Source organism: Catenibacterium sp. GCM10023432, assembly GCF_042651925.1.
Taxonomy (GTDB): domain Bacteria; phylum Bacillota_I; class Bacilli_A; order Erysipelotrichales; family Coprobacillaceae; genus Catenibacterium; species Catenibacterium mitsuoka.
The window spans coordinates 37419-61986 of the sequence record NZ_JBHSEB010000002.1; the positions used below are offsets into that span (position 1 = coordinate 37419).

Sequence of the window (24568 nt, forward strand, 5' to 3'; positions counted from 1 at the left end):
TCCTCCCTCAAAATAATATACGATTGGCCATCTGTTCAGAAAGCGCAATCCTACTACCTTTCACATTACAAATAATTCCGTTATCCACTTTACTGATAATAGTTACTTCTCCATCTACCACAAAACCTAATTCTGCAAGATGATTCTTTACTTTATCAGTTCCTGTAATACGTCTAATAATGACTGTATCTCCAGGATTTGCCATACTAATTGGCATATAATCCGCCTCCTTAGATGATTAGACTAAACTAATTAGTCTTTTCTAACTTCGATGTTAGTATAGCCTTACTGTTTTTATATGTCAACAAAAATGTTAGTAAAGCCTAACTTTTTCATTATTTGAATTTTTATGCTATAATGATGGAAATGAGGTGAATAAGATGAGTGAGTCAACAGAAATGTACTTAGAAACTATATTAGTTATTCAAAAGAAGAAAGGACATGTGCGTTCCATTGATATCGCCCGTGAAATGAATTTCTCTAAACCTACTATTTCACAACAGATGAAAAGATTAAAAGAGAAGGAACTCGTCAACATGGATGAAGGTGGTGCCATTACATTAACAGACGCTGGTGCTAAGATTGCGAATATGATATTTGAAAGACATACTGAATTAAGAAATATCTTAATTCATATTGGTGTTAGTGAATCAACTGCTTCACAGGATGCTTGTCGTATCGAACATTATATTTCACCAGAAACTTTTGAAGCTTTAAAAACATATTTCAAAGATAAGATTTAAATAAAAAATCACAGGTGTGTGCTGTCCTGTGATTTTTTATTTCCTCTGTTTTAAGGAACTGAGAATATGAAAGGATATGTTATGTTTAGTAAAGGGTTAGCCTTTACTAACTTAATGATACTACTCATATGAGATAAATGCAATAGAAATAGCAAAAAAAACACCTGCAAAGCAGGTGTTAACGTTTATTGAAACGTTTAGAGATTTCTACGATTGGGATAACTGAGAATGCAAGTAATGCTGCAATCGCGAAATGAGATGGATTAAGAGGCACTAAACTAAATAAATGAGAAAGAGGTGTAAAGATGATGGCTAACTGTAATATAAGACCTAAAGCTGTTGCACCCCATAAATACTTATTGTTGAATACCTGTTTATTAAATACTGAATGATGACTCTTTACGTTAAAAGCATGACATAATTCAGCGCCTGACATAGTAATAAAGGCCATAGTCATCGCATATTCATGATTACTGAAATACTGACCAATTGAATAAGATGCTAAAGTAAGTAAACCTACCATAACACCCTGCCAGATGACTTTCACCATTAAACCATTCGCAAAGAAACCTTCATCCTTTTCTCTTGGTTTTCTATCCATGATATCATCTTCAACTGGTTCTAAACCAATCGCAAAGGCTGGTAAAGCATCTGTGATTAGGTTAATCCATAATAAATGAATAGGTAATAGTGGAACACCAAATCCCCATGAAGGATTAATTAACGCAATAATAGAAGCTAAGAAGATTGCAAGTACTTCACCAATATTACTTGATAATAAGAACTGTACATCCTTCTGGATATTATCAAAAATACCACGACCCTGTTTAATAGACTGAATAATAGTCGCAAAGTTGTCATCTGTTAGGATCATAGTAGCAGCATTCTTCGCTACATCTGTACCTGTAATACCCATAGCACAGCCAATATCTGCAGTCTTTAAGGCTGGTGCATCATTAACACCATCCCCTGTCATAGCAACAATTTTATTCTTTGATTTCCATGCTTTGACGATATTTACTTTATGTTCAGGAGCCACACGTGCATAAACACTATATTTTTCTACATTCTTTTCTAATTCTTCCTGAGACATCTGAGATAATTCTTCACCAGAAATAACTTCCTGTCCCTCACTTAAAATACCTAAATCCTTCGCAATAGCAGTCGCTGTTGTCTTATGGTCACCAGTGATCATAATAGTGCGCACACCTGCATGCTTAGCAACTCTAATGGCTTCTTTTGCTTCTGGACGAGCTGGGTCAATCATACCTACAAACCCAATAAAGTCCATATCATTTTCTATTTCTTCTACTGTAATGTTAGTAGGCATTGTATCATATTTCTTTACTGCCACAGCTAAGACTCTTAAAGCGTCTTTAGCCATTTCATCATTGGCAGCCATCGCCTGATCACTATCTACATTACGACATCTACTTAAGATCACATCAGGTCCACCTTTAGTAATAGACACATAATGATCTCCATCCTTAAGAATAACACTCATCATCTTACGATCAGAATCAAAAGCTAATTCTCCTACACGTGGATACTTTTCCATGAGTGCTTTCTTTTCAAAGTTCATCTTTTTACTTGCTTCTACGAGTGCAACTTCAGTAGGATCACCAAGTACCTTACCATCATCAATAGAAGCATCAGAACATAGAGTAAATGCATTCAACATATCAATAGTTTTAGAATCTGCATCTCCTAAGTCTTTCACTTCTTCACCATCTAAGCAAGTCTTTAAGATAGTCATCTTATTTTGTGTTAATGTGCCTGTCTTATCAGAACATACAATAGAAGTACTACCTAATGTTTCTACTGCAGGTAGTTTACGAATTATGGCATGCTGTTTAACCATCTTAGTCACGCTGACAGCTAAGACAATAGTAACAGTAGCTGCAAGACCTTCAGGTACAGCTGCAACAGCTAAGGCAACAGCTGTCTCAAATGATTCTAACCAGCTAATACCGCTCAATGATTCAAGAATAAATACAATCACACAGATTACAATACAAAGTAATCCAATTGTTTTACCTATCTCATTTAATTTGACCTGTAAAGGTGTTAATTCCTTTTCACTCGCATTCAACATGCCAGCAATCTTACCTACTTCATTCTTCATACCAGTAGATGTAACTATTGCCTTACCACGACCATAAGTGACTACTGTAGAAGAGAAGACCATATTTGTCTGGTCCCCAATCACAACATCCTGACTAATAGGATCAGTTGTCTTTTCTACAGGAACAGATTCACCTGTTAAGGCAGATTCATCCACCTTTAAGTTATAAGCTTCAATTAAACGTGCATCACTAGGAATCATATCCCCTGTTTCAAGAATAATAATATCACCAGGCACTAATTCCTTAGAAGCAATAGTCTGTTTCACACCATCTCTTAATACCTTAGATTGTGGTGCAGATAATTCCTGTAATGATTCAAGACTCTTTTCTGCATGACTCTCTAATACAACGCCTAGAATCGCATTCATCATTACTACGATTACGATAATAAGAGAATCAATCCAGTCTCCTGGTTCTACAATAATAGATATCACTGCTGCAATAATTAGAATAATAATCATTGCATCCTTAAACTGATCTAGAAAACGTAAAAGAAGAGACCTTTTCTGTGGCTTTTCTAGTTCATTGGTACCATATATGCCTTGTCTCTTATTTACTTCAGAAGAAGTGAGTCCTTCTTCTATATTTGTATCTAAAGAGTTTACTACTTCTTCAATTGTTTTTTTATACATTTGTATTCCTGCCACTCAAAATGTGATTGAATATACTCACATCGAGATAATGTAAGTTCTCACGAACATTACTTACTATTTTATTGTGTATGCTTTCGATTGACCGAAATCATATCTACTCACAAGTTCATGTACACTCCATAGTCGTTAATTCCCAAAGTAGCCTTCGGCACATACCTACGTTTGCGTTCATTTATGCAACTTCGTAGATCGTAGCATCTTTCAAATTAAGTGCAGCATTGAAATCTCTGTCTTCGATATAGCCACAATCACATTCAAAAATTCTATCTGAAAGCTTTAAATCTTTCTTGATGCTTTTACAGCAATGACATGTCTTAGATGATGGGAACCATCTATCTACAACTCAAAGTTCAATTCCATTCTCTTTGCATTTAGCTTCAAGCTTTGTTTAAATTCATAAAACTTCTGCAAAATAACTGCCTTTGAAAGATGTCTGTTCTTCATCATTCCTGATACGTTTAGACCTTCAATCGTTATATAAGATGGCTTGGTTTTCACTATCTCTGCGATTATCTTATTGATGTAATCAGTACGAATATTGTCGATTTTATGATGAAGCTTCTGTATCTTAAGCCTTTGTTTCTGTATATTTCTTTTTTGAGTGGACTCTCCTTTCTTTAGATTTTCATACTTTCGAGAAAGACTTCTCTGTTCTCGAATAAGCTTTTTTTCAAGTTTCTTTAATTTTGCAGATTTATTGATGTTCTTATAAGTCTTTCCATTAGAGACAATCGCAAAGTCCTTTAATCCAAGGTCAATGCCAATTCCTTCACTGGAATGACTTGCTATCCTTTTATTCTTGATTTCTATAAGAACTGAAACATAGTATCTGTCAGCTTTTATTGAGACATGACCGCTCTTAATTACGTATCCATCTTTTGTTGTGGGAATATGCCCTTTCTCTTTGATGCGGACCCAGCCAAGTGACAGAATCTTGATTCTGTGTCTTTCGCAAAGGCAATCTTTTGGATTATTCCTCACAAAATACATCTTCACATCAGATCTGCCTTTCTTCTTGAATTTTAGAAAGGCGCTCTTGTGATTAAAGAAGTTTTCAAATGCGGTCTGTCCGTTATCTACTGCCTGTGTTACCGATTTTGAATAAGCTTCCTTGATCCAGGAATATTCTGGATAACTAGGAAGATACTCATTGTTGAGCCATACTCTAAACTGGCTGCTGCTCATAAACTTTTTGCCTCTTTCATGAAGCTCCTTATTATGAGCAAGATGGAGGCTATAGATAAATCTGCAAGTACCTATTGTTTTACGAATCTTGACTTTCTGCTCCTCTGTTGGATTTATTTCCGTCTTGAAGCTCTTCAGCAATGTCCTCATCCCTTTCTATCTTTTTTAATACTTCAGCCTGGATGAGAACAAATGGAGTATTGAAACAATATCCCACATGAGTCCTCCATCTGATTTCTAATCTAATTATAGAACAGATGGAAAATTCATGTATTCAGTTCTGCTTCATGAACGCTTATTAATCGACGTTTATAAAATTTAATTTTCACTAAGCTGTGGTCTGTGGGTATTCAAATTATAGTTTTGATTTTTTCCATTACTTTATCTAATAAATCGTTACACGCTTTCCATAATCTTCAATACATTGGTCTACAATAATTCTTTTGCATCACAAGACTATCTTAAAAATGTAACTTGATTTAGTAAATGCTGATTATAAGTATAATAATGCCTATTAGTTTAGGTTCGGTTTGCCTTTAAAGTTCCTTTTCTATCTCAACGTTATAATATCTTAACAGATACGCCTAAAAGTCAATAAAATCTGTTGGTTTACGATTTGTGATATTTAATGTGTTCATTTTAACGCTCTTCTTTGAGCAGATTTGTACACATTTAATCACAACAGTCAATATCTTTAGTTGCTTATATTTTCCTCCTTTAATAAAAACAATCGTTTTATTAAAGGTCTCGCTGATCATAAATGACCAAAACAATCCGGTTATGTAAAACATAACGTGTTGACGAACGGTTCTGTAAGAGCTACTCCCCTTTAATTAATTTCATTCTACCAAATTCATATCGCTTGTCAATCAAAGAAAGTTATTCTTATAATACCTCTGATTTTAATGTGATAATGTATCAACTTGCCGTGTTAAACTATAGCCTCCGAGGGAGGTTATTATGAGAAAGGTTGAATTGAGAATGAATGAGCAGAATAAGTACGAAATAATCAAGAAGCTTATAGAAACAAACGGAAATAAGAAGAGAGCAGCTACTAGACTTGGCTGTACTGTAAGAACTATCAATAGACTTATCATTAAATATAAGGAGCAGGGAAAGAAGGGTTTCGTGCATGGCAACCGTAGAAGACTGCCTGCTTCTGCAGTTCCTTTGGACATAAAGAATAAGATCATCTCTCTTTATATCAATGATTTCTCTGATGCAAACTTCACTCACTTCTGTGAAATTGTAGAAAGTGACTTCGGTATAAGGATAAGTGATACTACTCTCAACAACTGGATGAGAGCTGAAGATGTACTTTCTCCAAAGGCCAGAAGAAAAACAAAGAAAGCATTGAAGAAAAAACTTAAGGACAGAATGAATGACACCGCTTCAGAAAAGGTGAAGAATGAGATAAAGGAAGCAATCAATATACTTGATGAACAGGATGCACATCCTAGACGTCCTAGATCGAAGTATGCGGGTGAGATGATACAGATGGATGCATCATCATTCCACTGGATTGAAGGAGAAGTGTGGCATCTGCATGTTGCGATTGATGATGCAGACGGAAAGGTTGTAGGAGCCTACTTTGACCGTCAGGAGACACTTAAAGGGTATTATGAGGTTCTTTATCAGATTCTTATTAATCATGGCATTCCTGCAATGTTTTATACGGACAGACGCACTGTATTTGAATATAAAAGAAAAGACAAGCCTTCAGATGCTGAGGATACATTCACTCAGTTCTCTTATGCCTGTCATAATCTGGGAATTGAAATAAAAACTACGAGCGTACCCCAAGCAAAAGGCAGAGTCGAAAGACTCAACCAGACACTCCAGTCACGATTACCAGTCGAACTAAGGCACGCTCATATTACCAACATAGAGGACGCTAATGTATTTTTAAACTCCTACATAAAAAAATACAATAATCAGTTCACTCTACGCCTTAATAGTATCAAATCGGTATATGAGAAGCAACCATCTATGGAGAAAATCAATCATACTCTTGCAATACTTTCAACTAGAACCATTGATAGTGGCCACTGCATTAGATTCCAGAGTAAATTCTATTTTCCTGTGACCGAAAATGGAGACAGAATATTTTTTGCAGGAAAGACTAGCTGCATGGTCATAGAGACATTTGATGGACAGCTTCTGGCAAATATCACTGATAATCTTTATCTGATGGAAGAAGTAGCTGAACATGAACTAGTATCAAAGGAATTTGATGCTCCTAAGGAGGCACCTAAGAAAGAAAAGGAAAAGTATATTCCTCCAATGGATCATCCATGGAGAAAAGCCAGCTTTGCGAATTATGCTGCAAAACAAAAGCAACGTTATGGTGCTACTGTTTGATTATTTTTGAGACATTATCAGTTTCGATTGACATCAAAGAAAGTTATTCTTATAATACCTTGAGGTGAAGATTATGAAAGAAGAAGAACTGAAACTATTAGAAAATGAATTCTGTTTAGGATGTGCAAGAAGCTGTGATCTACTTCATCCAAACTGCGAAAGAGGATTAGTGAAGATGCAGGAAATATTAGAGGAATATAAAAAGAGAGATGACTAGTCTCTCTTTAAAAGGCAGCTAATAAGCCATATGATAATGAACCAACAATAAGTGTTGCAAGTAAGATACCTAAGAAGATAGCTGTAATAGCCTTCTTGAAGTCCATATCAAGTAATGCAGCCACTAAAGAACCTGTCCATGCACCAGTACCTGGTAATGGGATTCCTACAAATAATAAGAGTCCTAAGAATTCGCCATTACTCATATTCTTACTCTTATTCATAGCACGGTTTTCTAGTTTTTCAATTAATGGTCTAGAGAAGTTAAACTTCTTAAGCCATTTAAATATACGTTTAATAAATAATAAAATAAATGGAATTGGTAAGATATTTCCTAGAATACATAGAGGAACTGCATAACGAATATCTACTTTTAGTAATGCCGATGCAATTAATCCTCCACGACATTCAAGAATAGGAACTAAAGATACAATAAATACTGCAAGCTTAGATGAAATGTATTTACCTAATGTTCCTGCAAACCATAATGCGATTGATTCCATATTTATCCTCCTTGATTAACATGATTAATCATACATAAAGGATTTTATAAAGTCAATTTCTTCTTCCATATATCAACTAAATCACATAATCGATAACGGGCATTGGCAGGAGAAGAGGAAGGTAAGAGTATCGCTTTGATTCCTGTTTCTTTTTCCTGATATTTCTTATAAAGTTTTAATGATGTGCCTCCATTACAATATATCCTCTTGATATTTGTACCTTGTATTAATGTCTTAATATCGTTGGGTACAACATCCTTAATAGAGGCATCACTGCTTCCTATAATCGTACATGAGTGGATAATATCCCATATCGCAATATGATGTTCCAGTAACATCTTTTTCTTATCTTCTATTGTTTCATAGTCTGTTTGTGTGATAGTACCAATAATCTTCCAGAATCTATTTTGAGGATGTCCATAATAGAAAGAAATTTCCCTTGATTTAACTGAAGGGAAACTCCCTAGTATCAATACTTCACATTGTTCATCTATGATTGGTTCTAATGGATGTTCAATCATACTTTTCTCTTTCCATTCACAAATCCTGTACATGAGCTCAAAAATGAACGTGGTAAGAGTCTTGCTACAAGATTTAATAAGTGTCCTGATAAACCAGTAAACTGAACTAAACGATTATCAAACAATCCTTGAATGCCTATTTCAGCCACTGCTTCTGCAGACTGTGGTTTAAATAATTTAAACATCGGAGACTGGCCTAAGTTAGCTACATCCATAAATCCTGTTTTAGTAGGACCAGGACATAAACATGATACTTCTACATTATAATCCTTTAACTCATACGCAATGGATTCACTAAAAGACAATACAAAAGCTTTCGTTGCATAATAGGTAGACATATAAGGTCCTGCACAAAGTCCTGCAATAGAAGCCACATTCAATATACGGCCTTTCTTTCTCAATTTCATTGACTGACCAAATACATAAGTCATCTGCATTAAAGCCATTATATTCAATAAAACCATCTTCTTCTGTTTTTCCCACGATGAATCATGGAATGCACCATGATCTCCAAAACCTGCATTATTTACTAGAATATCAATACTTATATCATCAAGAACTAAGTTATTATATAAATCTACAGCAGCATCTTCTCCTGTAAGATCCATCGCAACCACTTTAACATTTACATCATATTCTGATAATTCTGCTTTTACTGCTTCTAGTTTTTCTCTATGACGTGCAACAAGTACAAGATCATAACCTTTTCTCGCAAACACACGTGCACAAGCTTTCCCTATTCCATTAGAAGCACCTGTAATCAATACTGTTTGTGACATCTATTTCACCCCTTTCTACCATCATACTTTATCTTGACAGATTGTCAAATAAACTGTCTTTACTTATACTCTCCATACCTAACATGACCTCATCAATAAAATCATCAATATATATCAAGTGTGGCATATCATTCATTTTAAAGATCTTTAATAATTCTTCTTCTACATAATGTTGATCAATACCTTGAGCACATATCATAATGGCTTCAGGATTCAACATACCAATAATATTCTGTAGTTCTATGACGAGTAATTGGCTTCTGCCTTTCATAGAACGTCTATTCTTATTTTCTATCAAAGGCATATAACGAATCTGTCCAGCAATAGAACTCTTTCCTTCTACAAGATGACCATGTACCACTATTCCTAAACGTGAATTGATTTTTGAATCTAATAAGACTATAGAATCATACTGTATATGCTTAATATAAGCGCCTATAACTCCCATATACACATCATTCTTTACAAATACTCGTTGTTTATAACGATGCTTTATATCTATATCACAATCAGGTAAAGAGAGGCATATTGTATGCACCTGTTCATTCAACATCTCATCTATAAAAGAACACAATACATCACAATCTAACTTAGGTATATCCCTTCTCTTTTCTTCCATCATCTCACTATAAAGATTATAAAGACGTCCTATAATTGTTATTGTCTTATCATGCTTATATGCATAAATACATAAAGTCTGTGAAAAATCTCCATTCACCTTATAAGACATACTTGGTCTTCCACCTGTTGATTCTCTATAGCCTGCCTTAATCACTCGATTACTTTTCAACATTTCTTCTAAAAGACTATCAATCGTAGACAAAGATAAACCTGTATAGAATACTAATTCATTCTTAGTACAACCACCTTGTTTCACTAATGATTGAATAATCTTCATCACATTCTTTTTTCTAACACCCCTTATTTCATTCATATCCTACCCTCCGGCAAGCGCTTACTATATAAATAAAAATAGAAAGAGAATCCTTAACGATTCTCTTGAATTCTAATCTTTCTTTTAATAAAAGAAATTAATGTAATAAACCCAAATACAAAAGCCATAAATACAGCTAAAGCCATCACATAAGAGAACGATGACTTCTCTTCTTTTTGAACCTTCTTCTTTTTCTTTGTCTTTTTTACAGGTTGTTTCTGTTCTGGTGTTTGTGTATTGTCTTCATTTTTCTTTACTTCTACACGAATAGATACCTTATGTGTAGAATGAGACAGTTTCCCATAAACTGTATATTTACCTGGTTCATTAAAAACTTGATTATCCCAGATGATTTTTACTTTCTTACTTGTTTTATTGGAATATCTAACTGTCGCATATTGTGGTAATTCTGCTTCTACACCCGCTGTAGTAGAAACAACTGCAGGAACACTCACACTTGTAACAGATGCATCCTTCACATGAACCGTCTGTATAATTGTACTGTTATACACATAGCCCTTTAATGAAAAAGTATGCACATACTTCAATGCATTTCCATCATAGTTATCCCATTTAATCACTTCATTTGTATGATCTCCATTAGACCAAGTCACAGAAGCTGTTGCAGGCAAAGAAAGTGCACTTCCTATAATCACTGTCTTATTAGACAATTCATCGATATGCGTTATTTTAGCTGCTTCTACATTCACTATACAATTTGTAGTAAGCTGCAAGTCTGAAATAGAACCTGTGACAGTAAATTGACTTGCATTTCTTGTCTTATATAAGCTTTCATCATATGTATTCCAGTCGATATTATAATCCTTCTCACTCCCATCATAGAAAGTAATCCTTGCCTTGAGTGGAAGTGATGGTGCTGTTCCAGAAGCCGTTGTTACTTCACCATCATAACTTACATTGACTACATGATTATCTGCATAAACTGGGCTTATAAAAAACAAAGATATCAATAAAACTATGAGTATCTTTCGCATTCATTTCACCTCTTGTCTCTATCTTATGCATAATTCAAATAATAGTAAAGATGAATACTACGAATTAACCTAATGCCACATCTAGAACCATCATCAAAGTAAAACCTACTGAGAAAAACAAGACACCTAGGTGTGAATGTTCTCCCTGACTCATCTCAGGGATTAATTCTTCTACTACCACATACATCATCGCACCTGCTGCAAAACTAAGTAGATAAGGCATCACCGAAATAATATAACGCGCAAGTAAGATTGTAATAAGACCTCCGATAGGTTCTACAATACCCGATAATGTGCCATACATAAATGACTTCAATCGAGACACACCTGTACTTCTTAAAGGCATGGATACAATAGCACCTTCAGGAAAATTCTGTATTGCGATACCTAGTGATAATGCGAGTGCCCCCATGGCCGTAATTGTAGGATTTCCTGATAAGTAAGAGGCATAAACAATACCGACTGCCATTCCTTCAGGAATGTTGTGAATCGTTACTGCAAATACAAGCTTGATTGTTTGAGATAAGTGACTACGTGGTCCTTCCTGACTATGGTCTAAATGCATATGAGGAATCAAATGATCAAGTAGTAGTAAGAATAGAATACCAAACCAAAATCCAATAAGGGTAGGAATAAAGGTAGATGCCTGCTCAAGTGAAGGAATAATTAAACTCCAAATAGAGGCAGCAACCATTACACCTGCTGCAAATCCAGTAAGTGCTTTTTGTATATTCATACCTAATTCTTTTTTCATAAAGAACACACAAGCTGCACCTAATGTTGTTCCAATAAAGGGTATAATTAAAACCATATAAAATACCTCCTATACTTCATACTACATAAATTAGTTAGTAAACACAACTATATGATAAAGAAAAAAGATAAGCATGGGGAACACTTATCTTCTTTCTCTATACTTACATTTGTACTTTGTAGTCTAACGAAGGGAAGGGATTGCTTGACTACGATATATATAATACTTAATGATTGTGTTAAGATTATAATTCGATTATGTCAAATTATGTGAATCCTTTTTCCCAAATAAGTACATATCTTCTATAGGAATAATATTCCTCATATATTGTGTCATATCAATTTCTTTGAGAATAACATCTCCTACGACAGATACATTATAGTTGTATTCATGTCCATCTTCATCAATTAACTGAATACGCCACCAGTCACGATTTGTAGATGATGGATGATTAGATGTTTCAAGAAAGAATTCTCTTAATAGTTCTAAGAGTGTTTCTGCTTTTTCCTGACCTATATTCACTCTTTTACGTCTAATGATTCTTCTAGAGTTAAATCCATCTCCATAATCATATCCAGTAAACCAGATGTGTCCATCACGCATGATTGTTAAACGCTGACTGACTTCTACGCAAGCATCAGGTTTTACTCCACGTCCTTTCGCATCTGAATAAAGTATGATTTTAGATAATTTCATGACGAACACCTCCTTCAATACTTTTATTATAATTAATCACAATAAATGTATCAAACATTACAACTATTTTGAGAAAAATAATTATATAAAGAGTAATCCAATAGTATGTACGATAAAGGCACAAATCCAGGCAATAACACACTGGAAGATGACTATCTTCACAGCCCATGTAGCGCCTAGTTCTCTTCTAATAGAAGCGATAGCTGCCACGCAAGGTGTATATAATAAACAGAATATTAAGAGTGATAATGCACCTAGAGGTGTAAGTATTGTCATTAAAGATTCTGTTCCTTTAAATAATACTGAGAGTGTAGAAACAACACTTTCTTTTGCCATAAATCCTGCAATAAGTGATGTAGAAATTCTCCAATCACCAAAACCTAAAGGTTTGAAGATTGGCGCAATAAATCCTGCCACCATTGCAAGAATACTATCCTGTGAATTAGAGACTAAATCTAATCTTAAGTTAAAGCTCTGTAAGAACCAAATGACAATAGAAGCAATAAAGATAATACCAAACGCTCTTTGTAAGAAATCCTTGGCTTTTTCCCATAATAACTGGAAAGTAGTTTTTGCGCTAGGCATACGATAGTTAGGGAGTTCCATCACAAACGGAACAGCCTCACCTTTGAATAAAAAACGCTTAGAAATGAGGGCTGTAATAATACCCATCACAATACCAAAGATATATAATCCAACCATAACCAATCCAGCTTGTTTTGGGAAAAATGCAGCTGAAAAGAATGCATAGATTGGAAGCTTTGCAGTACAGCTCATAAATGGTGTCAACATGATTGTCATCTTACGGTCACGTTCTGAAGGGAGTGTACGGCTGGCCATAACACTTGGTACAGAACATCCAAATCCAATCAACATTGGCACAATACTTCTTCCTGATAAACCGATCTTTCTGAGTAGTTTATCACTTACAAAAGCGACACGAGCCATATATCCTGTATCTTCTAATAATGATAAGAAGAAGAATAAAATAACAATAATAGGTAAGAAACTAATAATAGAACCAACACCCTGGAATACACCATCAATGACTAATGAATGAAGGACTGGGTTAATATCCCAAGTAGTGAGTCCTTTATCTACAACTTGAGTCAAAGCATCAACACCTATTTCTATAAGTGACTGTCCCCAGGCACCAAATACATTAAATGTTAAAAAGAATACTAGTCCCATAATAATGATGAAAGCTGGAACACCTGTATACTTACCTGTTAAGACTTCATCAATCTTACGACTTCTTTCTCTTTCTTTACTTTCATGTGGTTTAACCACTGTTTCTTTAACTAATTTATTAATAAAGGTAAAACGCATATCCGCAATAGCGGCAGTACGGTCTAATCCTCTTTCTTCTTCCATCTGTGAAATGATATGTTCAATCATTTCTTTTTCATTTGTATCAAGGTCTAAGGCTGCTTCTACTCTTGCATCACCTTCTACTAATTTATTAGCTGCAAAACGTAATGGAATACCAGCTCTCTTTGCATGGTCTTCAATTAAATGCATGATGGCATGTAAGCATCTATGCACTGCTCCACCTTCATCATTTTCATCACAAAAGTCCTGTCTTAAAGGTGCTTCTTGATATTTCGCTACATGGATAGCATGATTCACTAATTCATCAATACCTTCATTCTTAGCAGCTGAAATAGGAACAACTGGGATACCCAATAATTCTTCCATCTTATTTAGATGAACATAACCACCATTACCTCTTACTTCATCCATCATATTCAGTGCTAGAACCATTGGTACATCAAGTTCCATTAACTGCATAGTGAGATATAGGTTTCTTTCTATATTTGTTGCATCTACGATGTTGATGATTCCTTTAGGTTTTTCATCTAAGATATACTGTCTAGATACTAATTCTTCACTTGTATAAGGAGATAAAGAATAAATACCTGGTAAATCAGTTACAAGTGTTTCTGGATGTCCTTTAATAGACCCGCTCTTTCTATCAACAGTCACACCAGGGAAGTTCCCTACATGTTGATTAGAACCTGTTAATTGATTAAATAATGTAGTTTTACCACAGTTCTGGTTACCTGCTAACGCAAAGGTAATCTGTGTTCCTTCTGATAAAGGGTTTTCAGTCTCTTTATCATGATATTTACCACCTTCACCGAGTCCTGGGTGAATATGGTGTTGAATAGGTGGAATAGGTGTATGATCTTCTACACCTTTAGTTGTCATACCTATTCCAATCTTTTTTGCATCATCTAAACGTAATGTTAGCTCATAGCCATGAATACGTAATTCCATTGGATCACCCATAGGGGCGAATTTTTCCAATGTTACAACAGAACCTGGTATTAAACCCATATCTAGGAAATGTTGTCTTAATGACCCAGAGCCCCCTACATAAGTCACTGTAGCACTTTCCCCAATCTTTAACTCATCTAGAGTCATAAAAACCCCTCCTTTATATTCTCTCAACAAGTATAGCACAAAAAAGCTTCCTTAAGTGGAAGCCTATAAGTATTTTGTAGGTATAATCTTTGTAAGATAGATATTGTTTTCTGAGAGATAGAACTTGTATCCATCTTCATACATCTGTTTAGTATCAATAGTAAAGACATATGGTTTCCCGTGTCTTGAACCAACCGTCATTGCGGTTTCTATATCTTGAGATAAGTGAACATATATACGTGTCTGCCTTAATATACCTTCTTCTAGAATAGAAGGTACAAAACAAGTCGCTGTACCATGATAAAGAATATCAGGTGGTTGTACTTCTTTTAAATCTACATTCACAGGAATAGAATGTCCTTGATTCGCACGTATTCTTGTATGATCACCATTATATGAATAACGCTGTTTTTCATCTTCTCTCACAATCATATCTAAGTCTTCTATTGTGATATTTAACGCTTCTAATATCTTTTGCACATCACCATAAGCATGTTCATCAAGTTTAATACCTATACTTTCTGGATGATGTCTCAAAATATAACTTAAACGTCTGCTTTTTCGCTCCATAATGATTTCTCCAATACTTTTCCAAGAGCTTCAAATAACTCCTGTTCCTTGTCTCCAAAACGACCTAAACTATTAGAATCAACATCCAATACCGCAATCACTTTACCTTCTTCATCATGTAAAGGGACTACAATTTCAGACTTCGCTTCTGCATCACAGGCAATATAGCCAGGGAATGTAGTCACATCTTCAATAAGAATTGTCTGATCTCCCTGCACACATACACCGCAGGCTCCTTTACCTACTTTAATATGTGTACATGCTACTTTACCCTGGAAAGGACCTAAGACAAGTTCCCCTGCTCTCATCATATAAAATCCTACCCAGCTTAAATCATCAATCGCATCCATGAGTAACGCACTTGCATTAGACAAGTTAGTCACAAACCATTCGTTTGGTGAAATAAGCTCTTCTAATTGTTTTATTAATAACTCCATTATTATTCCCCCTCTGTATATTCCTCATAAGATGCAATCGCATTGATTGGTTTTCTCTTATCATGCATTGGTCCAGGTACACAATCCTCTCTTGGATAACCAATAGGTAAGATCATCACTGGTACATAATTTTCAGGAATATTAAACTGTTTGATTAACTCCTTATAATCAAAAGAACCTACATAAGTAGACCCTAATCCTAAATCAAAGAGTTTAAGCATCATATATGTAGCAACAATAGACACATCTACTTCACCACATTCTCTATTATACATATCTTTCCATGATACAGTCTTGTCATAACACAAGATCATCGCAAGAGGCGCATGGAAATGATATCTAGTACATTCCTTTAGTTTTGCAAGATTATCTGGATCTTCTATTACAAGAATTCTTTGTGGCTGATAGTTTACAGCTGTAGGTGCTATTCTTGCAGCTTCTAATATTTTATCTATTTTTTCTTTTTCTACCTTCTGATTAGAAAACTTTCTAACAGAATATCTTTCCTTTAATAACTGATCAAATTCCATAAAGATTGACCTCCTTATAGAACTATTATATAAGAAATACTCTTCTAGATAAATAAAAAGCGGTCAATTGACCGCCTCAATTCATTATTCTGCAGGTTTTACAGATACTCCGAATTTCTTTTCAATCCATTTCTTAGTGCTATCGCTCTTTAAGATTTCAACTAATTTCTTAACTGCTTTATTGTCTTTATTTGATTCTTTTACAGCGATGATGTTCTGGTAAGTCTTTGCTGCTTCAGAATTTGAATCTTCAGAAGTGATGATCTTATCAGTTACTTTTGCATCTAATGCATAGTTACCATTAATAATACCGAAATCAACATCAGGTAATTTAGAAGCTACCTGTGCAGCATCTACTTCTACTAATTCTACTTTTTTGTTGTAAGATAATACATCCTTCTTAGTTGCAGTTACACCTGCATCTTTCTTTAATGTAAGAACACCATTATCTGCAAGTAATAATAAAGCTCTTGCTTCATTTGTTGCATCATTAGGAATTGCAATCTTAGAACCATCTTTAATATCAGATACTGCTTTATATTTTGTTGAATATAATCCTAAAGGTTCAAAGTGGATAGCACCAACTGATACTAGATATCCATCATCACCCTTCTTATAACCTTTGTCTTTGTTGTAAGAAGTTAAGTATGGCTGATGCTGGAAGAAGTTTGCATCTAATGAATCATCTGAAGTAGATGGGTTGATGTTAGGATAATCTGAGAATTCCTTAATTTTTAATTTATATCCTGCTTTTTCAAATTCTGGCTGGACATGCTTTAAGATAATAGCATGAGGTGAAGTTGTTGCACCAACTGTAATAGTTTTAGAATCTGACTTACTTCCACATCCTGCTAATGAGAAAGCTAAAAGACCTGCTGTAAATACCTTTAAAATGTTTTTGTTCATAATATTCTCCTCCAATATTTTAGTGTGTTGTTTTTTCTACGAGTTTGTCACCAATTGCCTGAACAATTGAAATTAAAATAAGAATTAAGATAATAACGACGAATGTGATATCTCCCATTGATCTCTGTAGACCATATCTGATTGCCATATCACCAAGTCCGCCTGCGCCAACAGAACCAACAATCGCGATCTGTCCAACTAACGCAATAAATGAAATTGTAAGACCTCTGATCATCCCTGGAATGTTTTCTCTTAAATAAACATCAAAGATAATTTCTTTTGTACTGAGTCCCATCGCAATACTTGCTTCAATGATTCCTGGATCAATTTCCATAATAGCTGATTCCATCTGTCTTGCGACAAATGGTGCTGTTCCTATAACTAGAGGAACAAGTGCACCTTCGATACCAATAGTTGTACCAAATAAGGCACGAGAGAGTACTGCAACAGTAGGAATCAAGATAATGAATGGGATAGATCTAAATAAGTTAATAATCTTATCTAAGATCCAGAAAACGGGTTGATTTTCTTTTAAACCATCTTTTCTAGTTACTACTACAATAACCGCTAAGAAGATTCCAATAACCACTGAGATTAAACCACTGATTACCAACATTAATAATGTATCAATAATAGCTTGTGGGAAATCTGAAGCAAACTCTATAACGTTTGGAAATAGCTTAGTTACCACGTTTAATCACCTCCACTTTAACTCCCTGTTGTTTTGTGAATTCTAATGCTTTCTTGATATCTGCATCAACACCTGTAAAGATTGTAATAAGTGTACCAATTGGCTGTCCCTGGATAATTTCTACATTCCCAAAGATAATAGAACAATCAACACCGTAATCTCTTGATAATACTGAAATTAATGCGATATCTGTATTAGAACTCTGATACTGTAATTTTACCATCTGCTGGTTTTCATTTAACTGTGTAATACGATGATTGTCTTTGATCAATTCATCAATCTTATTAAGATTATTTGTAGTAGCGATAAAGTTCTTAGTAATCTGATGCTGTGGATTAGAGAAGATATCAACAATACTGCCCTGTTCTACCACACGGCCATCTTCCATGACTGCTACCTTATCACATACTTCCTTGACTACAGCCATTTCATGAGTAATTAAAACAACTGTTAAGCCAAGTTCTTTATTTACTTTCTTAATAAGCTGAAGAATACTTTGTGTTGTCTGAGGGTCTAAAGCACTTGTGGCTTCATCACATAGAAGTACTTTAGGATTGTTGGCAAGCGCTCTTGCGATTGCGACTCTTTGTTTCTGTCCTCCAGATAACTGACTTGGATAAGAATCTTTTCTTTCTACCAAATCGATAAGTTCGAGTAATTCTAAGACTCTCTTTTGAATCTTATCTTTACTCCAGCCTAGATGTTTTAATGGAAAAGCGATATTGTCGTAAATAGTACGACTGTTGTAAAGATTAAAGTGCTGGAAGATCATTCCAATCTTTTCTCTTTCTTTTCTTAAATCTGCATCGGATAGTTTTAATAAATCTTTATCCCCAAATACAACAGCACCACTATCAGGTTTTTCTAATAAGTTGATACATCTTACTAATGTAGATTTACCAGCCCCTGAGAAACCAATAATACCGTAGATTTCACCTTCTTCAATATTCAGACTGACATCCTTGACAGCATGGACATCGCCATCTTTAGTCTTAAAAGTCTTTGTAACATGTTCTAAGTGGATCATGTTTTCACTCCTTCCCTTAAATAAAAAACGTTCTCATCCATATAATAGGACGAGAACGTATCGTTTCGTGTTACCACCTAAATTCATTATTAAGTCACCTTAATAACCTCTTCGAGTACATGCATACTCTATCGCTGTAACGGGCGCTCCCGTCATGACTTACATTTCAGCCATGCAACTCCAAGACCATCTTCCTATAACTTCCCTTCATTCCTTCTCAGCTAACGGAACTCTCTGTATAAGTTTCATTACAGTACTCTTCTTTTCACTGTCTTTTCTTGATGTGTTATCATCTTAGCACCACAAATTTAGTGCGTCAACACAAAACACGATAATATCTACTATTTTAGTAGGATTATAGTTTTATAAAATAGGGTAGCATAGTTTTAAACTATATCAATGTGCAAAAAAAAGGATCTGTATTTCTACAGACCCTTATCTATAGCATCATGAATAATATCACCATGATCAAAAGCAAGATCATTCATACCTATATTGATATCACCACATCTTAAATGTGTTTCATCGACAATAGTGAACCATTTTGCTTCTTTAGCATCATCACCAGCTTCTGGATGAATACTCTTCTTATCTACATCTGCATAAAATGCGGTAGATACAACCCATCCACGAGGATCTCTTCCCGGCTGACTATAAACACCTACAAGCTTCATAGACACATCTTCTATACCTGTCTCTTCTTTAAGTTCTCTTGAAGCCGTCTTTTCAATCGGTTCATTCTTATTAGCGAAGCCTCCAGGCAGTGCCCATTTACCTATATAAGGATGTCCACCACGTTTAACCAATAGAATCTCTGTCACATCAGAATGAGCAAAGATACAAATATCAGCTGTCAGAGAAGGTTTAGGATATTTATCAGGATTATAGCTTTTTAAAAATTCTTCTTCTGTAAGACCGTTCTTATCTCTACACATTAGAAATCAACTTCTGTATCGTAGTAGCAAGCCTTTAATAAGTTTTCCATTTCTTCCTGAGTTGGAATACGTGGGTTAGAACCTGTACATGCATCAGCAATAGCGTTCTTAGCGATTTCTGGTAATCTTTCTAAGAATACATCTTCAGGTACAAATCCAACTTCAGCTGGTAAACCATCAGCACCATAGTGGTTGATACTATGTGGGATATTTAATGCATCATTCATACCTCTTAAGTATTTAATTAATAATGCAACCTTTTCATCATCATTTTCTCCACCTAAGTGCATGTAATCAGCAATTACACCATAACGTTTCTTAGCTGTTTCATCTTTAGCATTATAAGCAATAACCTTTGGTAAGTACATAGCATTAGCTGCACCATGGATAATATGTCCACCCTGGTCTACGAAAGCAGCACCAGTCTTATGAGCCATTGAATGTACGATACCTAATAATGCGTTAGAGAATGCCATACCTGCTAAGCACTGTGCATCATGCATATCGTCTCTGCAGCTCATATCACCATTATATGATTTAACTAAGTTAGCCTGGATCATTTCAATTGCATGAATAGCAAGTGGATCAGTGTAGTTACAGTTTGCAGTAGATACATATGCTTCAATTGCATGAGTCATAGCATCCATACCTGTATGAGCAACTAATTTAACTGGCATAGTTTCAGCTAAGTCAGGATCTACGATAGCAACATCTGGAGTGATTTCAAAGTCAGCGATTGGATATTTAATACCTTTATCATAATCAGTAATGATTGAGAAAGCTGTAACTTCAGTTGCAGTACCACTTGTAGATGGGATTGCACAGAAATGCGCTTTCTTTCTTAACTTTGGAATACCAAATACTTTACACATTTCTTCGAATGTGATTTCTGGATATTCATACTTAATCCACATAGCTTTTGCAGCATCGATAGGTGAACCTCCACCCATAGCTACAATCCAGTCAGGCTTGAATTCTTCCATAACTGCAGCACCTTTCATAACTGTAGTTACTGATGGATCTGGTTCGATACCTTCATATAATTTAACTTCCATGCCAGCTTCTTCAAGATATTTAACAGCTCTATCTAGGAAGCCATTTCTCTTCATGCTTCCGCCACCTACACAGACAATAGCTTTCTTACCTTCTAAGTTCTTAAGGTTTTCTAAGGCACCTTTGCCATGATACAAATCTCTTGGTAATGTAAATCTCATATTATATTCCTCCTATACAATACCTTTGATGAGCTCTTTTTCATCTAGTGAAAATTTTATCATAAACGCTTACATTAGTCAATGTTACAAAGGTGCTTACAGTTTAAAAAATACAATACATATCTTCACTTTTTGCGATATTTAAGCCATTTTTTAGACTTTAAAAAAATTAAAAAAACATTTTTTTAAAAGACCCACAAACCTCATGTTAGTAAAAATCAAACTTCATAAGCACCACTCATTCTATATCGTTTAGCGACACATCCACCAAAGTTGCAATCTGGTCTCTACGACCATAAATAACTGCTGTTATCCATACTGACTTCTTGTCCTCGTCAATCAGATAATATACAAGAAAATTCTTAAATGGCATTTTGTGGATTCCATTTGTATGCCACGGTTCTTCCTCTGTAAGAGGGTAGCGTGACGGCATAGAATCCAACTTTGCAATTTCACTTTGCAGAGCGTCTGCCCATTTGCGTGCCGTTTCCGGTACAGACAGCACTTTGGAAATATACTGCACGATTGCTTCAATTTGCACAATTGCCTGTGAGGTCAGCTTCACTTCATATCGCATACTTACATACCCTTACGAATTTTTTCAAAAGCCTCATCAGCAGAAATTCCTTCTCCTGTCATTGCCTGATGATACCCTTTTTCCATCATTGCATTAAACTCTGCGTCCGTCATATTGTCCCTTGTAGGCAAGTTCGGAACTGTTAGTGAATATGGAACACCGCCTGTCATAATGATTTGTCTGTATAAAGTATCAATTAAAACTGAAACAGGTAATCCTATCTTTTCTAATACTGCCTCCGCCTGTCGCTTAATTTCAGGCTGTACACGAGCCGTTACATTTGCACTTTTTTTTGCCATAATTAGCACCATCCTTCCTATTACAAATTATGTCATATTGTATTGCTAATCGCAATACAATATGTGAATATCTAACAAGTATAAGAAATTTGTCTATACTCACAACTTAGTAACTTCTTGTATACCTGACACATGATGCATTACTTAATACTGATAGTGAGAAAGGCTTTAATGCATTAGATACAGAAATACAAGTAAAGAACGAGAAGATAAGCCCTGAAGAAAAGAACCACCAACTACACTGATCAAACATAATAATCTGCAATGTTAAAAATAGTATTACTGAGATATATCATTAAATAACTAAAAAAGAGATGCTCTTATTCCTAAATGAACAAGAGTATAGATTTAACCATATCAAGGAATACTTACAGAGATCATTTCCTGTCAGTTATGGGCAGATAGTATAATCCTGACTATTTCTGCTTCACACTTTTCTAAAAGCGTTGCCTGTTGATTATGGGTATTCAAGAAACACTTTAGTTTTCTCTTTGATTTATATACTGAGGCACACTTATATGAATGACTTCATCCGCGCATTTGATGAGTTCAGGAGCAGCATTCTCTACAGCACAGCTATAGTCTGCCTCTTCAAACATTTCGATATCATTCTTTCCATCACCAAAAACAACCACTTCATCACATTGTAGCTTCTGTTTTAAATATTTAATTGCATTGGCCTTAGAAGCATCAGGTGACATGATTTCTAACCACCAGTCATGAGAATACATTTCTTGATCAAAAACAGCATAATAGTCTTCCTTAAACAAATCATAGAGAGGCTTTAATTTATCATAATCATCAATCAATAATAAATAGAAGATATCCCCCTCATAGAGATCTTCATAAGTATTCACAGGATGATTTCTAGGATCATCTAAATGATCATCCACAAAAGCTTTTACTCCTGCACTCATCTTATCCTTAACATAAGAGAAGTAAGTCTTCTTTCCTATTTGAGAATATACAATAGGTGAGATATCATAATCCTTTACAGTATCTAATATAGAATCTCCTAAATAGTTTCCTAGGATCATATCTCCTTTAGGTGATAATATAAATGTCCCATTCTGGACAATGACTGGAAGCTTAAAGTGAATATCACCTATGACCTGTTTTGCGGTAATAAGAGAACGTGCAGTCGCATAGGTAATGTTTACATCTTCATCTATGAGCTGATTAATGAGTTTTAAGTTATCTGGTTTTATTGATTTATCAGGTTCAAGTAATGTCCCATCTAGATCTGTTACATAGAGTGTCTTCATAATTTCCTCCTATATAAAAACATCATGATACCATTTTACCATGATGTTTAAGAAAAAGTTATTTTTCAAAGTATTCTGCGACTTTTCGCAAGTTCTCAATAATTGGAAGATGCTGTGGACATGCCGCTTCACACTGCCCACATCCAATACATTCACTTGCTTTACCAAATGTATGTGTCAAACGTGTATAGTATTCTCCTTGAGGTCTCCATGATTTAGTCGCTACTTCCTGTTTATCAGCATTATAGAGTGAGAAGTATTTAGGAATCGCAATATGCATTGGACAACCTTCTGTACAATAAGAACAGCCAGTACAAGGAATTTCAATACTACTATTAATAATATCAACAGCCTTCTTAATCAGTGTCTGTTCTTCCTCATTTAAAGGCTTAAAGTCTTCCATATAACCTGTATTATCTAATAGCTGTTCCATATTACTCATACCAGATAAGACAACCTGGACATTATCTAAACTTGCCGCAAAACGAATCGCCCAAGATGGAATAGACATATCTGGATGATAAGATTTGAATGTTTCTTCTACTTCATCAGGTACATTGGCAAGAGTACCACCCTTCACTGGTTCCATTACAAATACAGGAACATGATGTCTTACTGCCGTTTCATAACATTTACGAGACTGTACGCCTTCACTTTCCCAATCTAGATAATTCAACTGAAGCTGTACAAATTCTACTTCTGGATGTTCAGATAAGACACGCTCTAATAAATCTGCATTGTCATGGAAAGAGAAACCAATATGTTTTACTAATCCTTTTTCTTTCTTATCTTTCAACCATGTGAAACAGTCTAACTCTGTATATTTCTTATAATGATCTGTTCCTACATCATGTAAGAGATAATAATCAAAGTATTCTGCACCTGTTTTTCTTAACTGTTCATTGAAGATTCTATCCCTATCTTCTTTTGTTTCAATAAAGCCTGCATGAAGCTTATCAGCTAGTGTAAAAGAATCTCTTGGATGTCTTTCTACTAAAGCTGTCTTAGTCGCTTCCTCACTCTTAAAGGCACAATACATCCAGGCTGTATCAAAATAAGTAAATCCTTTTTCTAGAAATGTATCCACCATTCTTTTAGTTTCTTCAATATCAATGCTGCCTGCATCATTTTGATCTAGTAATGGTAGACGCATTAAACCAAATCCTAATTTTTTCATATACATATCCTCCCTACATTCATTTTAACCCTAAAGTAAGGTTTAAG

General features: G+C 34.9%; 27 protein-coding genes and 1 other annotated feature. Of the genes, 3 read left to right on the top strand and 24 right to left on the bottom strand.

The window, feature by feature from the left end; all coding sequences use genetic code 11:
* Window positions 1-7 precede the first annotated feature (7 nt).
* Window positions 8-217, bottom strand: coding sequence for a FeoA family protein (locus tag ACFOZZ_RS01020; RefSeq protein WP_006505528.1), 210 nt, complete (start codon window positions 215-217; stop codon window positions 8-10).
* A gap of 163 nt (window positions 218-380) precedes the next feature.
* On the opposite strand from ACFOZZ_RS01020, the gene ACFOZZ_RS01025 reads away from it, so the two are divergent.
* Window positions 381-743 carry a metal-dependent transcriptional regulator gene (locus tag ACFOZZ_RS01025; RefSeq protein ID WP_278780524.1) on the top strand — a complete coding sequence of 121 codons (363 nt, stop codon included), beginning with the start codon at window positions 381-383 and terminating at the stop codon, window positions 741-743.
* A 178-nt stretch (window positions 744-921) separates the two neighbouring features.
* Here ACFOZZ_RS01025 and ACFOZZ_RS01030 read toward each other — a convergent pair whose 3' ends face one another.
* The 3 genes from ACFOZZ_RS01030 to ACFOZZ_RS01040 all read right to left on the bottom strand — a co-directional run bounded on the left by ACFOZZ_RS01030 (window position 922) and on the right by ACFOZZ_RS01040 (window position 4857).
* Window positions 922-3501: a cation-translocating P-type ATPase gene (locus ACFOZZ_RS01030; protein WP_279147262.1), complete on the bottom strand. Its 2580-nt coding sequence runs from the start codon at window positions 3499-3501 to the stop codon at window positions 922-924.
* 193 nt (window positions 3502-3694) lie between these two features.
* Window positions 3695-3814 carry a zinc ribbon domain-containing protein gene (locus tag ACFOZZ_RS01035; protein WP_376814521.1) on the bottom strand — a complete coding sequence of 40 codons (120 nt, stop codon included), beginning with the start codon at window positions 3812-3814 and terminating at the stop codon, window positions 3695-3697.
* Window positions 3815-3858: 44 nt separating this feature from the next.
* Entirely contained in the window at window positions 3859-4857 is a 999-nt protein-coding gene (locus ACFOZZ_RS01040) for an RNA-guided endonuclease InsQ/TnpB family protein (protein WP_376814516.1), read from the bottom strand.
* Window positions 4858-5688: 831 nt separating this feature from the next.
* On the opposite strand from ACFOZZ_RS01040, the gene ACFOZZ_RS01045 reads away from it, so the two are divergent.
* Together ACFOZZ_RS01045 and ACFOZZ_RS01050 are read left to right on the top strand one after the other, a co-directional pair.
* Window positions 5689-7068, top strand: coding sequence for an ISNCY family transposase (locus tag ACFOZZ_RS01045; RefSeq protein WP_376814522.1), 1380 nt, complete (start codon window positions 5689-5691; stop codon window positions 7066-7068).
* A gap of 73 nt (window positions 7069-7141) precedes the next feature.
* Window positions 7142-7285 carry a hypothetical protein gene (locus tag ACFOZZ_RS01050; RefSeq protein ID WP_158546305.1) on the top strand — a complete coding sequence of 48 codons (144 nt, stop codon included), beginning with the start codon at window positions 7142-7144 and terminating at the stop codon, window positions 7283-7285.
* A gap of 7 nt (window positions 7286-7292) precedes the next feature.
* On the opposite strand, the gene ACFOZZ_RS01055 is transcribed toward ACFOZZ_RS01050, so the two are convergent.
* From ACFOZZ_RS01055 to ACFOZZ_RS01150, 20 genes are all read right to left on the bottom strand, one after another.
* Window positions 7293-7787, bottom strand: a complete 495-nt coding sequence (locus tag ACFOZZ_RS01055; protein WP_022425509.1) for a COG2426 family protein — start codon at window positions 7785-7787, stop codon at window positions 7293-7295.
* A gap of 44 nt (window positions 7788-7831) precedes the next feature.
* A complete protein-coding gene (locus tag ACFOZZ_RS01060) occupies window positions 7832-8308 on the bottom strand; it encodes a DNA-deoxyinosine glycosylase (protein WP_006505532.1) in 477 nt (158 codons plus the stop codon).
* Window positions 8305-9087 (bottom strand): SDR family NAD(P)-dependent oxidoreductase, encoded by a 783-nt coding sequence (locus tag ACFOZZ_RS01065; protein WP_278860503.1) that lies wholly within the window; start codon window positions 9085-9087, stop codon window positions 8305-8307. Before ACFOZZ_RS01065 ends, ACFOZZ_RS01060 begins: the two co-directional genes overlap by 4 nt.
* Window positions 9088-9115: 28 nt before the next feature.
* A complete protein-coding gene (locus ACFOZZ_RS01070; RefSeq protein ID WP_055233482.1) occupies window positions 9116-10021 on the bottom strand; it encodes a hypothetical protein in 906 nt (301 codons plus the stop codon).
* Between the two features lie 53 nt (window positions 10022-10074).
* The gene (locus ACFOZZ_RS01075) at window positions 10075-11016 is read right to left on the bottom strand and encodes an Ig-like domain-containing protein (protein WP_055233483.1); all 942 of its coding nucleotides are present in this window, start codon (window positions 11014-11016) and stop codon (window positions 10075-10077) included.
* A 64-nt stretch (window positions 11017-11080) separates the two neighbouring features.
* The gene (locus tag ACFOZZ_RS01080; RefSeq protein ID WP_055233484.1) at window positions 11081-11827 is read right to left on the bottom strand and encodes a ZIP family metal transporter; all 747 of its coding nucleotides are present in this window, start codon (window positions 11825-11827) and stop codon (window positions 11081-11083) included.
* Window positions 11828-12025: 198 nt separating this feature from the next.
* Window positions 12026-12466, bottom strand: a complete 441-nt coding sequence (locus tag ACFOZZ_RS01085; protein ID WP_055233485.1) for a hypothetical protein — start codon at window positions 12464-12466, stop codon at window positions 12026-12028.
* Between the two features lie 81 nt (window positions 12467-12547).
* Window positions 12548-14893: a ferrous iron transport protein B gene (gene feoB, locus ACFOZZ_RS01090; RefSeq protein ID WP_278779940.1), complete on the bottom strand. Its 2346-nt coding sequence runs from the start codon at window positions 14891-14893 to the stop codon at window positions 12548-12550.
* A gap of 63 nt (window positions 14894-14956) precedes the next feature.
* The gene (locus tag ACFOZZ_RS01095; RefSeq protein ID WP_376814517.1) at window positions 14957-15463 is read right to left on the bottom strand and encodes an RNA 2'-phosphotransferase; all 507 of its coding nucleotides are present in this window, start codon (window positions 15461-15463) and stop codon (window positions 14957-14959) included.
* Window positions 15439-15900: a GAF domain-containing protein gene (locus ACFOZZ_RS01100; protein WP_055233479.1), complete on the bottom strand. Its 462-nt coding sequence runs from the start codon at window positions 15898-15900 to the stop codon at window positions 15439-15441. Before ACFOZZ_RS01100 ends, ACFOZZ_RS01095 begins: the two co-directional genes overlap by 25 nt.
* Before the next feature lie 2 nt (window positions 15901-15902).
* Window positions 15903-16430: a nitroreductase family protein gene (locus tag ACFOZZ_RS01105; protein ID WP_055233478.1), complete on the bottom strand. Its 528-nt coding sequence runs from the start codon at window positions 16428-16430 to the stop codon at window positions 15903-15905.
* Between the two features lie 84 nt (window positions 16431-16514).
* Entirely contained in the window at window positions 16515-17336 is an 822-nt protein-coding gene (locus tag ACFOZZ_RS01110) for a MetQ/NlpA family ABC transporter substrate-binding protein (protein ID WP_055233477.1), read from the bottom strand.
* 19 nt (window positions 17337-17355) lie between these two features.
* A complete protein-coding gene (locus ACFOZZ_RS01115; protein WP_055233476.1) occupies window positions 17356-18027 on the bottom strand; it encodes a methionine ABC transporter permease in 672 nt (223 codons plus the stop codon).
* Window positions 18017-19054, bottom strand: coding sequence for a methionine ABC transporter ATP-binding protein (locus ACFOZZ_RS01120; protein ID WP_055233475.1), 1038 nt, complete (start codon window positions 19052-19054; stop codon window positions 18017-18019). Before ACFOZZ_RS01120 ends, ACFOZZ_RS01115 begins: the two co-directional genes overlap by 11 nt.
* 42 nt (window positions 19055-19096) lie before the next feature.
* Window positions 19097-19332, bottom strand: a binding site (T-box leader).
* A 147-nt stretch (window positions 19333-19479) separates the two neighbouring features.
* Window positions 19480-19989 (bottom strand): NUDIX domain-containing protein, encoded by a 510-nt coding sequence (locus ACFOZZ_RS01125; RefSeq protein WP_055233474.1) that lies wholly within the window; start codon window positions 19987-19989, stop codon window positions 19480-19482.
* Window positions 19989-21203 (bottom strand): iron-containing alcohol dehydrogenase, encoded by a 1215-nt coding sequence (locus tag ACFOZZ_RS01130; RefSeq protein WP_055233473.1) that lies wholly within the window; start codon window positions 21201-21203, stop codon window positions 19989-19991. The genes ACFOZZ_RS01125 and ACFOZZ_RS01130 overlap by 1 nt, the downstream gene beginning before the upstream one ends.
* A 238-nt stretch (window positions 21204-21441) precedes the next feature.
* Window positions 21442-21780: a type II toxin-antitoxin system RelE/ParE family toxin gene (locus ACFOZZ_RS01135; RefSeq protein WP_055233472.1), complete on the bottom strand. Its 339-nt coding sequence runs from the start codon at window positions 21778-21780 to the stop codon at window positions 21442-21444.
* Window positions 21781-21782: 2 nt separating this feature from the next.
* Window positions 21783-22079 carry a type II toxin-antitoxin system RelB/DinJ family antitoxin gene (locus ACFOZZ_RS01140; protein WP_376814518.1) on the bottom strand — a complete coding sequence of 99 codons (297 nt, stop codon included), beginning with the start codon at window positions 22077-22079 and terminating at the stop codon, window positions 21783-21785.
* A gap of 479 nt (window positions 22080-22558) precedes the next feature.
* The gene (locus ACFOZZ_RS01145; protein ID WP_376814519.1) at window positions 22559-23344 is read right to left on the bottom strand and encodes a Cof-type HAD-IIB family hydrolase; all 786 of its coding nucleotides are present in this window, start codon (window positions 23342-23344) and stop codon (window positions 22559-22561) included.
* A 58-nt stretch (window positions 23345-23402) separates the two neighbouring features.
* The gene (locus ACFOZZ_RS01150) at window positions 23403-24521 is read right to left on the bottom strand and encodes an aldo/keto reductase (RefSeq protein WP_278861230.1); all 1119 of its coding nucleotides are present in this window, start codon (window positions 24519-24521) and stop codon (window positions 23403-23405) included.
* Window positions 24522-24568: the final 47 nt, after the last annotated feature.

Bases quoted from the DNA above. Each gene is read 5' to 3' on its own strand.
- ACFOZZ_RS01020 (WP_006505528.1), bottom strand. From the start codon at position 217: ATGCCAATTAGTATGGCAAATCCTGGAGATACAGTCATTATTAGACGT.
- ACFOZZ_RS01025 (WP_278780524.1), top strand. From the start codon at position 381: ATGAGTGAGTCAACAGAAATGTACTTAGAAACTATATTAGTTATTCAA.
- ACFOZZ_RS01030 (WP_279147262.1), bottom strand. From the start codon at position 3,501: ATGTATAAAAAAACAATTGAAGAAGTAGTAAACTCTTTAGATACAAAT.
- ACFOZZ_RS01040 (WP_376814516.1), bottom strand. From the start codon at position 4,857: ATGAGGACATTGCTGAAGAGCTTCAAGACGGAAATAAATCCAACAGAG.
- ACFOZZ_RS01045 (WP_376814522.1), top strand. From the start codon at position 5,689: ATGAATGAGCAGAATAAGTACGAAATAATCAAGAAGCTTATAGAAACA.
- ACFOZZ_RS01050 (WP_158546305.1), top strand. From the start codon at position 7,142: ATGAAAGAAGAAGAACTGAAACTATTAGAAAATGAATTCTGTTTAGGA.
- ACFOZZ_RS01055 (WP_022425509.1), bottom strand. From the start codon at position 7,787: ATGGAATCAATCGCATTATGGTTTGCAGGAACATTAGGTAAATACATT.
- ACFOZZ_RS01060 (WP_006505532.1), bottom strand. From the start codon at position 8,308: ATGATTGAACATCCATTAGAACCAATCATAGATGAACAATGTGAAGTA.
- ACFOZZ_RS01065 (WP_278860503.1), bottom strand. From the start codon at position 9,087: ATGTCACAAACAGTATTGATTACAGGTGCTTCTAATGGAATAGGGAAA.
- ACFOZZ_RS01070 (WP_055233482.1), bottom strand. From the start codon at position 10,021: ATGAATGAAATAAGGGGTGTTAGAAAAAAGAATGTGATGAAGATTATT.
- ACFOZZ_RS01075 (WP_055233483.1), bottom strand. From the start codon at position 11,016: ATGCGAAAGATACTCATAGTTTTATTGATATCTTTGTTTTTTATAAGC.
- ACFOZZ_RS01080 (WP_055233484.1), bottom strand. From the start codon at position 11,827: ATGGTTTTAATTATACCCTTTATTGGAACAACATTAGGTGCAGCTTGT.
- ACFOZZ_RS01085 (WP_055233485.1), bottom strand. From the start codon at position 12,466: ATGAAATTATCTAAAATCATACTTTATTCAGATGCGAAAGGACGTGGA.
- feoB (WP_278779940.1), bottom strand. From the start codon at position 14,893: ATGACTCTAGATGAGTTAAAGATTGGGGAAAGTGCTACAGTGACTTAT.
- ACFOZZ_RS01095 (WP_376814517.1), bottom strand. From the start codon at position 15,463: ATGGAGCGAAAAAGCAGACGTTTAAGTTATATTTTGAGACATCATCCA.
- ACFOZZ_RS01100 (WP_055233479.1), bottom strand. From the start codon at position 15,900: ATGGAGTTATTAATAAAACAATTAGAAGAGCTTATTTCACCAAACGAA.
- ACFOZZ_RS01105 (WP_055233478.1), bottom strand. From the start codon at position 16,430: ATGGAATTTGATCAGTTATTAAAGGAAAGATATTCTGTTAGAAAGTTT.
- ACFOZZ_RS01110 (WP_055233477.1), bottom strand. From the start codon at position 17,336: ATGAACAAAAACATTTTAAAGGTATTTACAGCAGGTCTTTTAGCTTTC.
- ACFOZZ_RS01120 (WP_055233475.1), bottom strand. From the start codon at position 19,054: ATGATCCACTTAGAACATGTTACAAAGACTTTTAAGACTAAAGATGGC.
- ACFOZZ_RS01125 (WP_055233474.1), bottom strand. From the start codon at position 19,989: ATGTGTAGAGATAAGAACGGTCTTACAGAAGAAGAATTTTTAAAAAGC.
- ACFOZZ_RS01130 (WP_055233473.1), bottom strand. From the start codon at position 21,203: ATGAGATTTACATTACCAAGAGATTTGTATCATGGCAAAGGTGCCTTA.
- ACFOZZ_RS01135 (WP_055233472.1), bottom strand. From the start codon at position 21,780: ATGCGATATGAAGTGAAGCTGACCTCACAGGCAATTGTGCAAATTGAA.
- ACFOZZ_RS01140 (WP_376814518.1), bottom strand. From the start codon at position 22,079: ATGGCAAAAAAAAGTGCAAATGTAACGGCTCGTGTACAGCCTGAAATT.
- ACFOZZ_RS01145 (WP_376814519.1), bottom strand. From the start codon at position 23,344: ATGAAGACACTCTATGTAACAGATCTAGATGGGACATTACTTGAACCT.
- ACFOZZ_RS01150 (WP_278861230.1), bottom strand. From the start codon at position 24,521: ATGAAAAAATTAGGATTTGGTTTAATGCGTCTACCATTACTAGATCAA.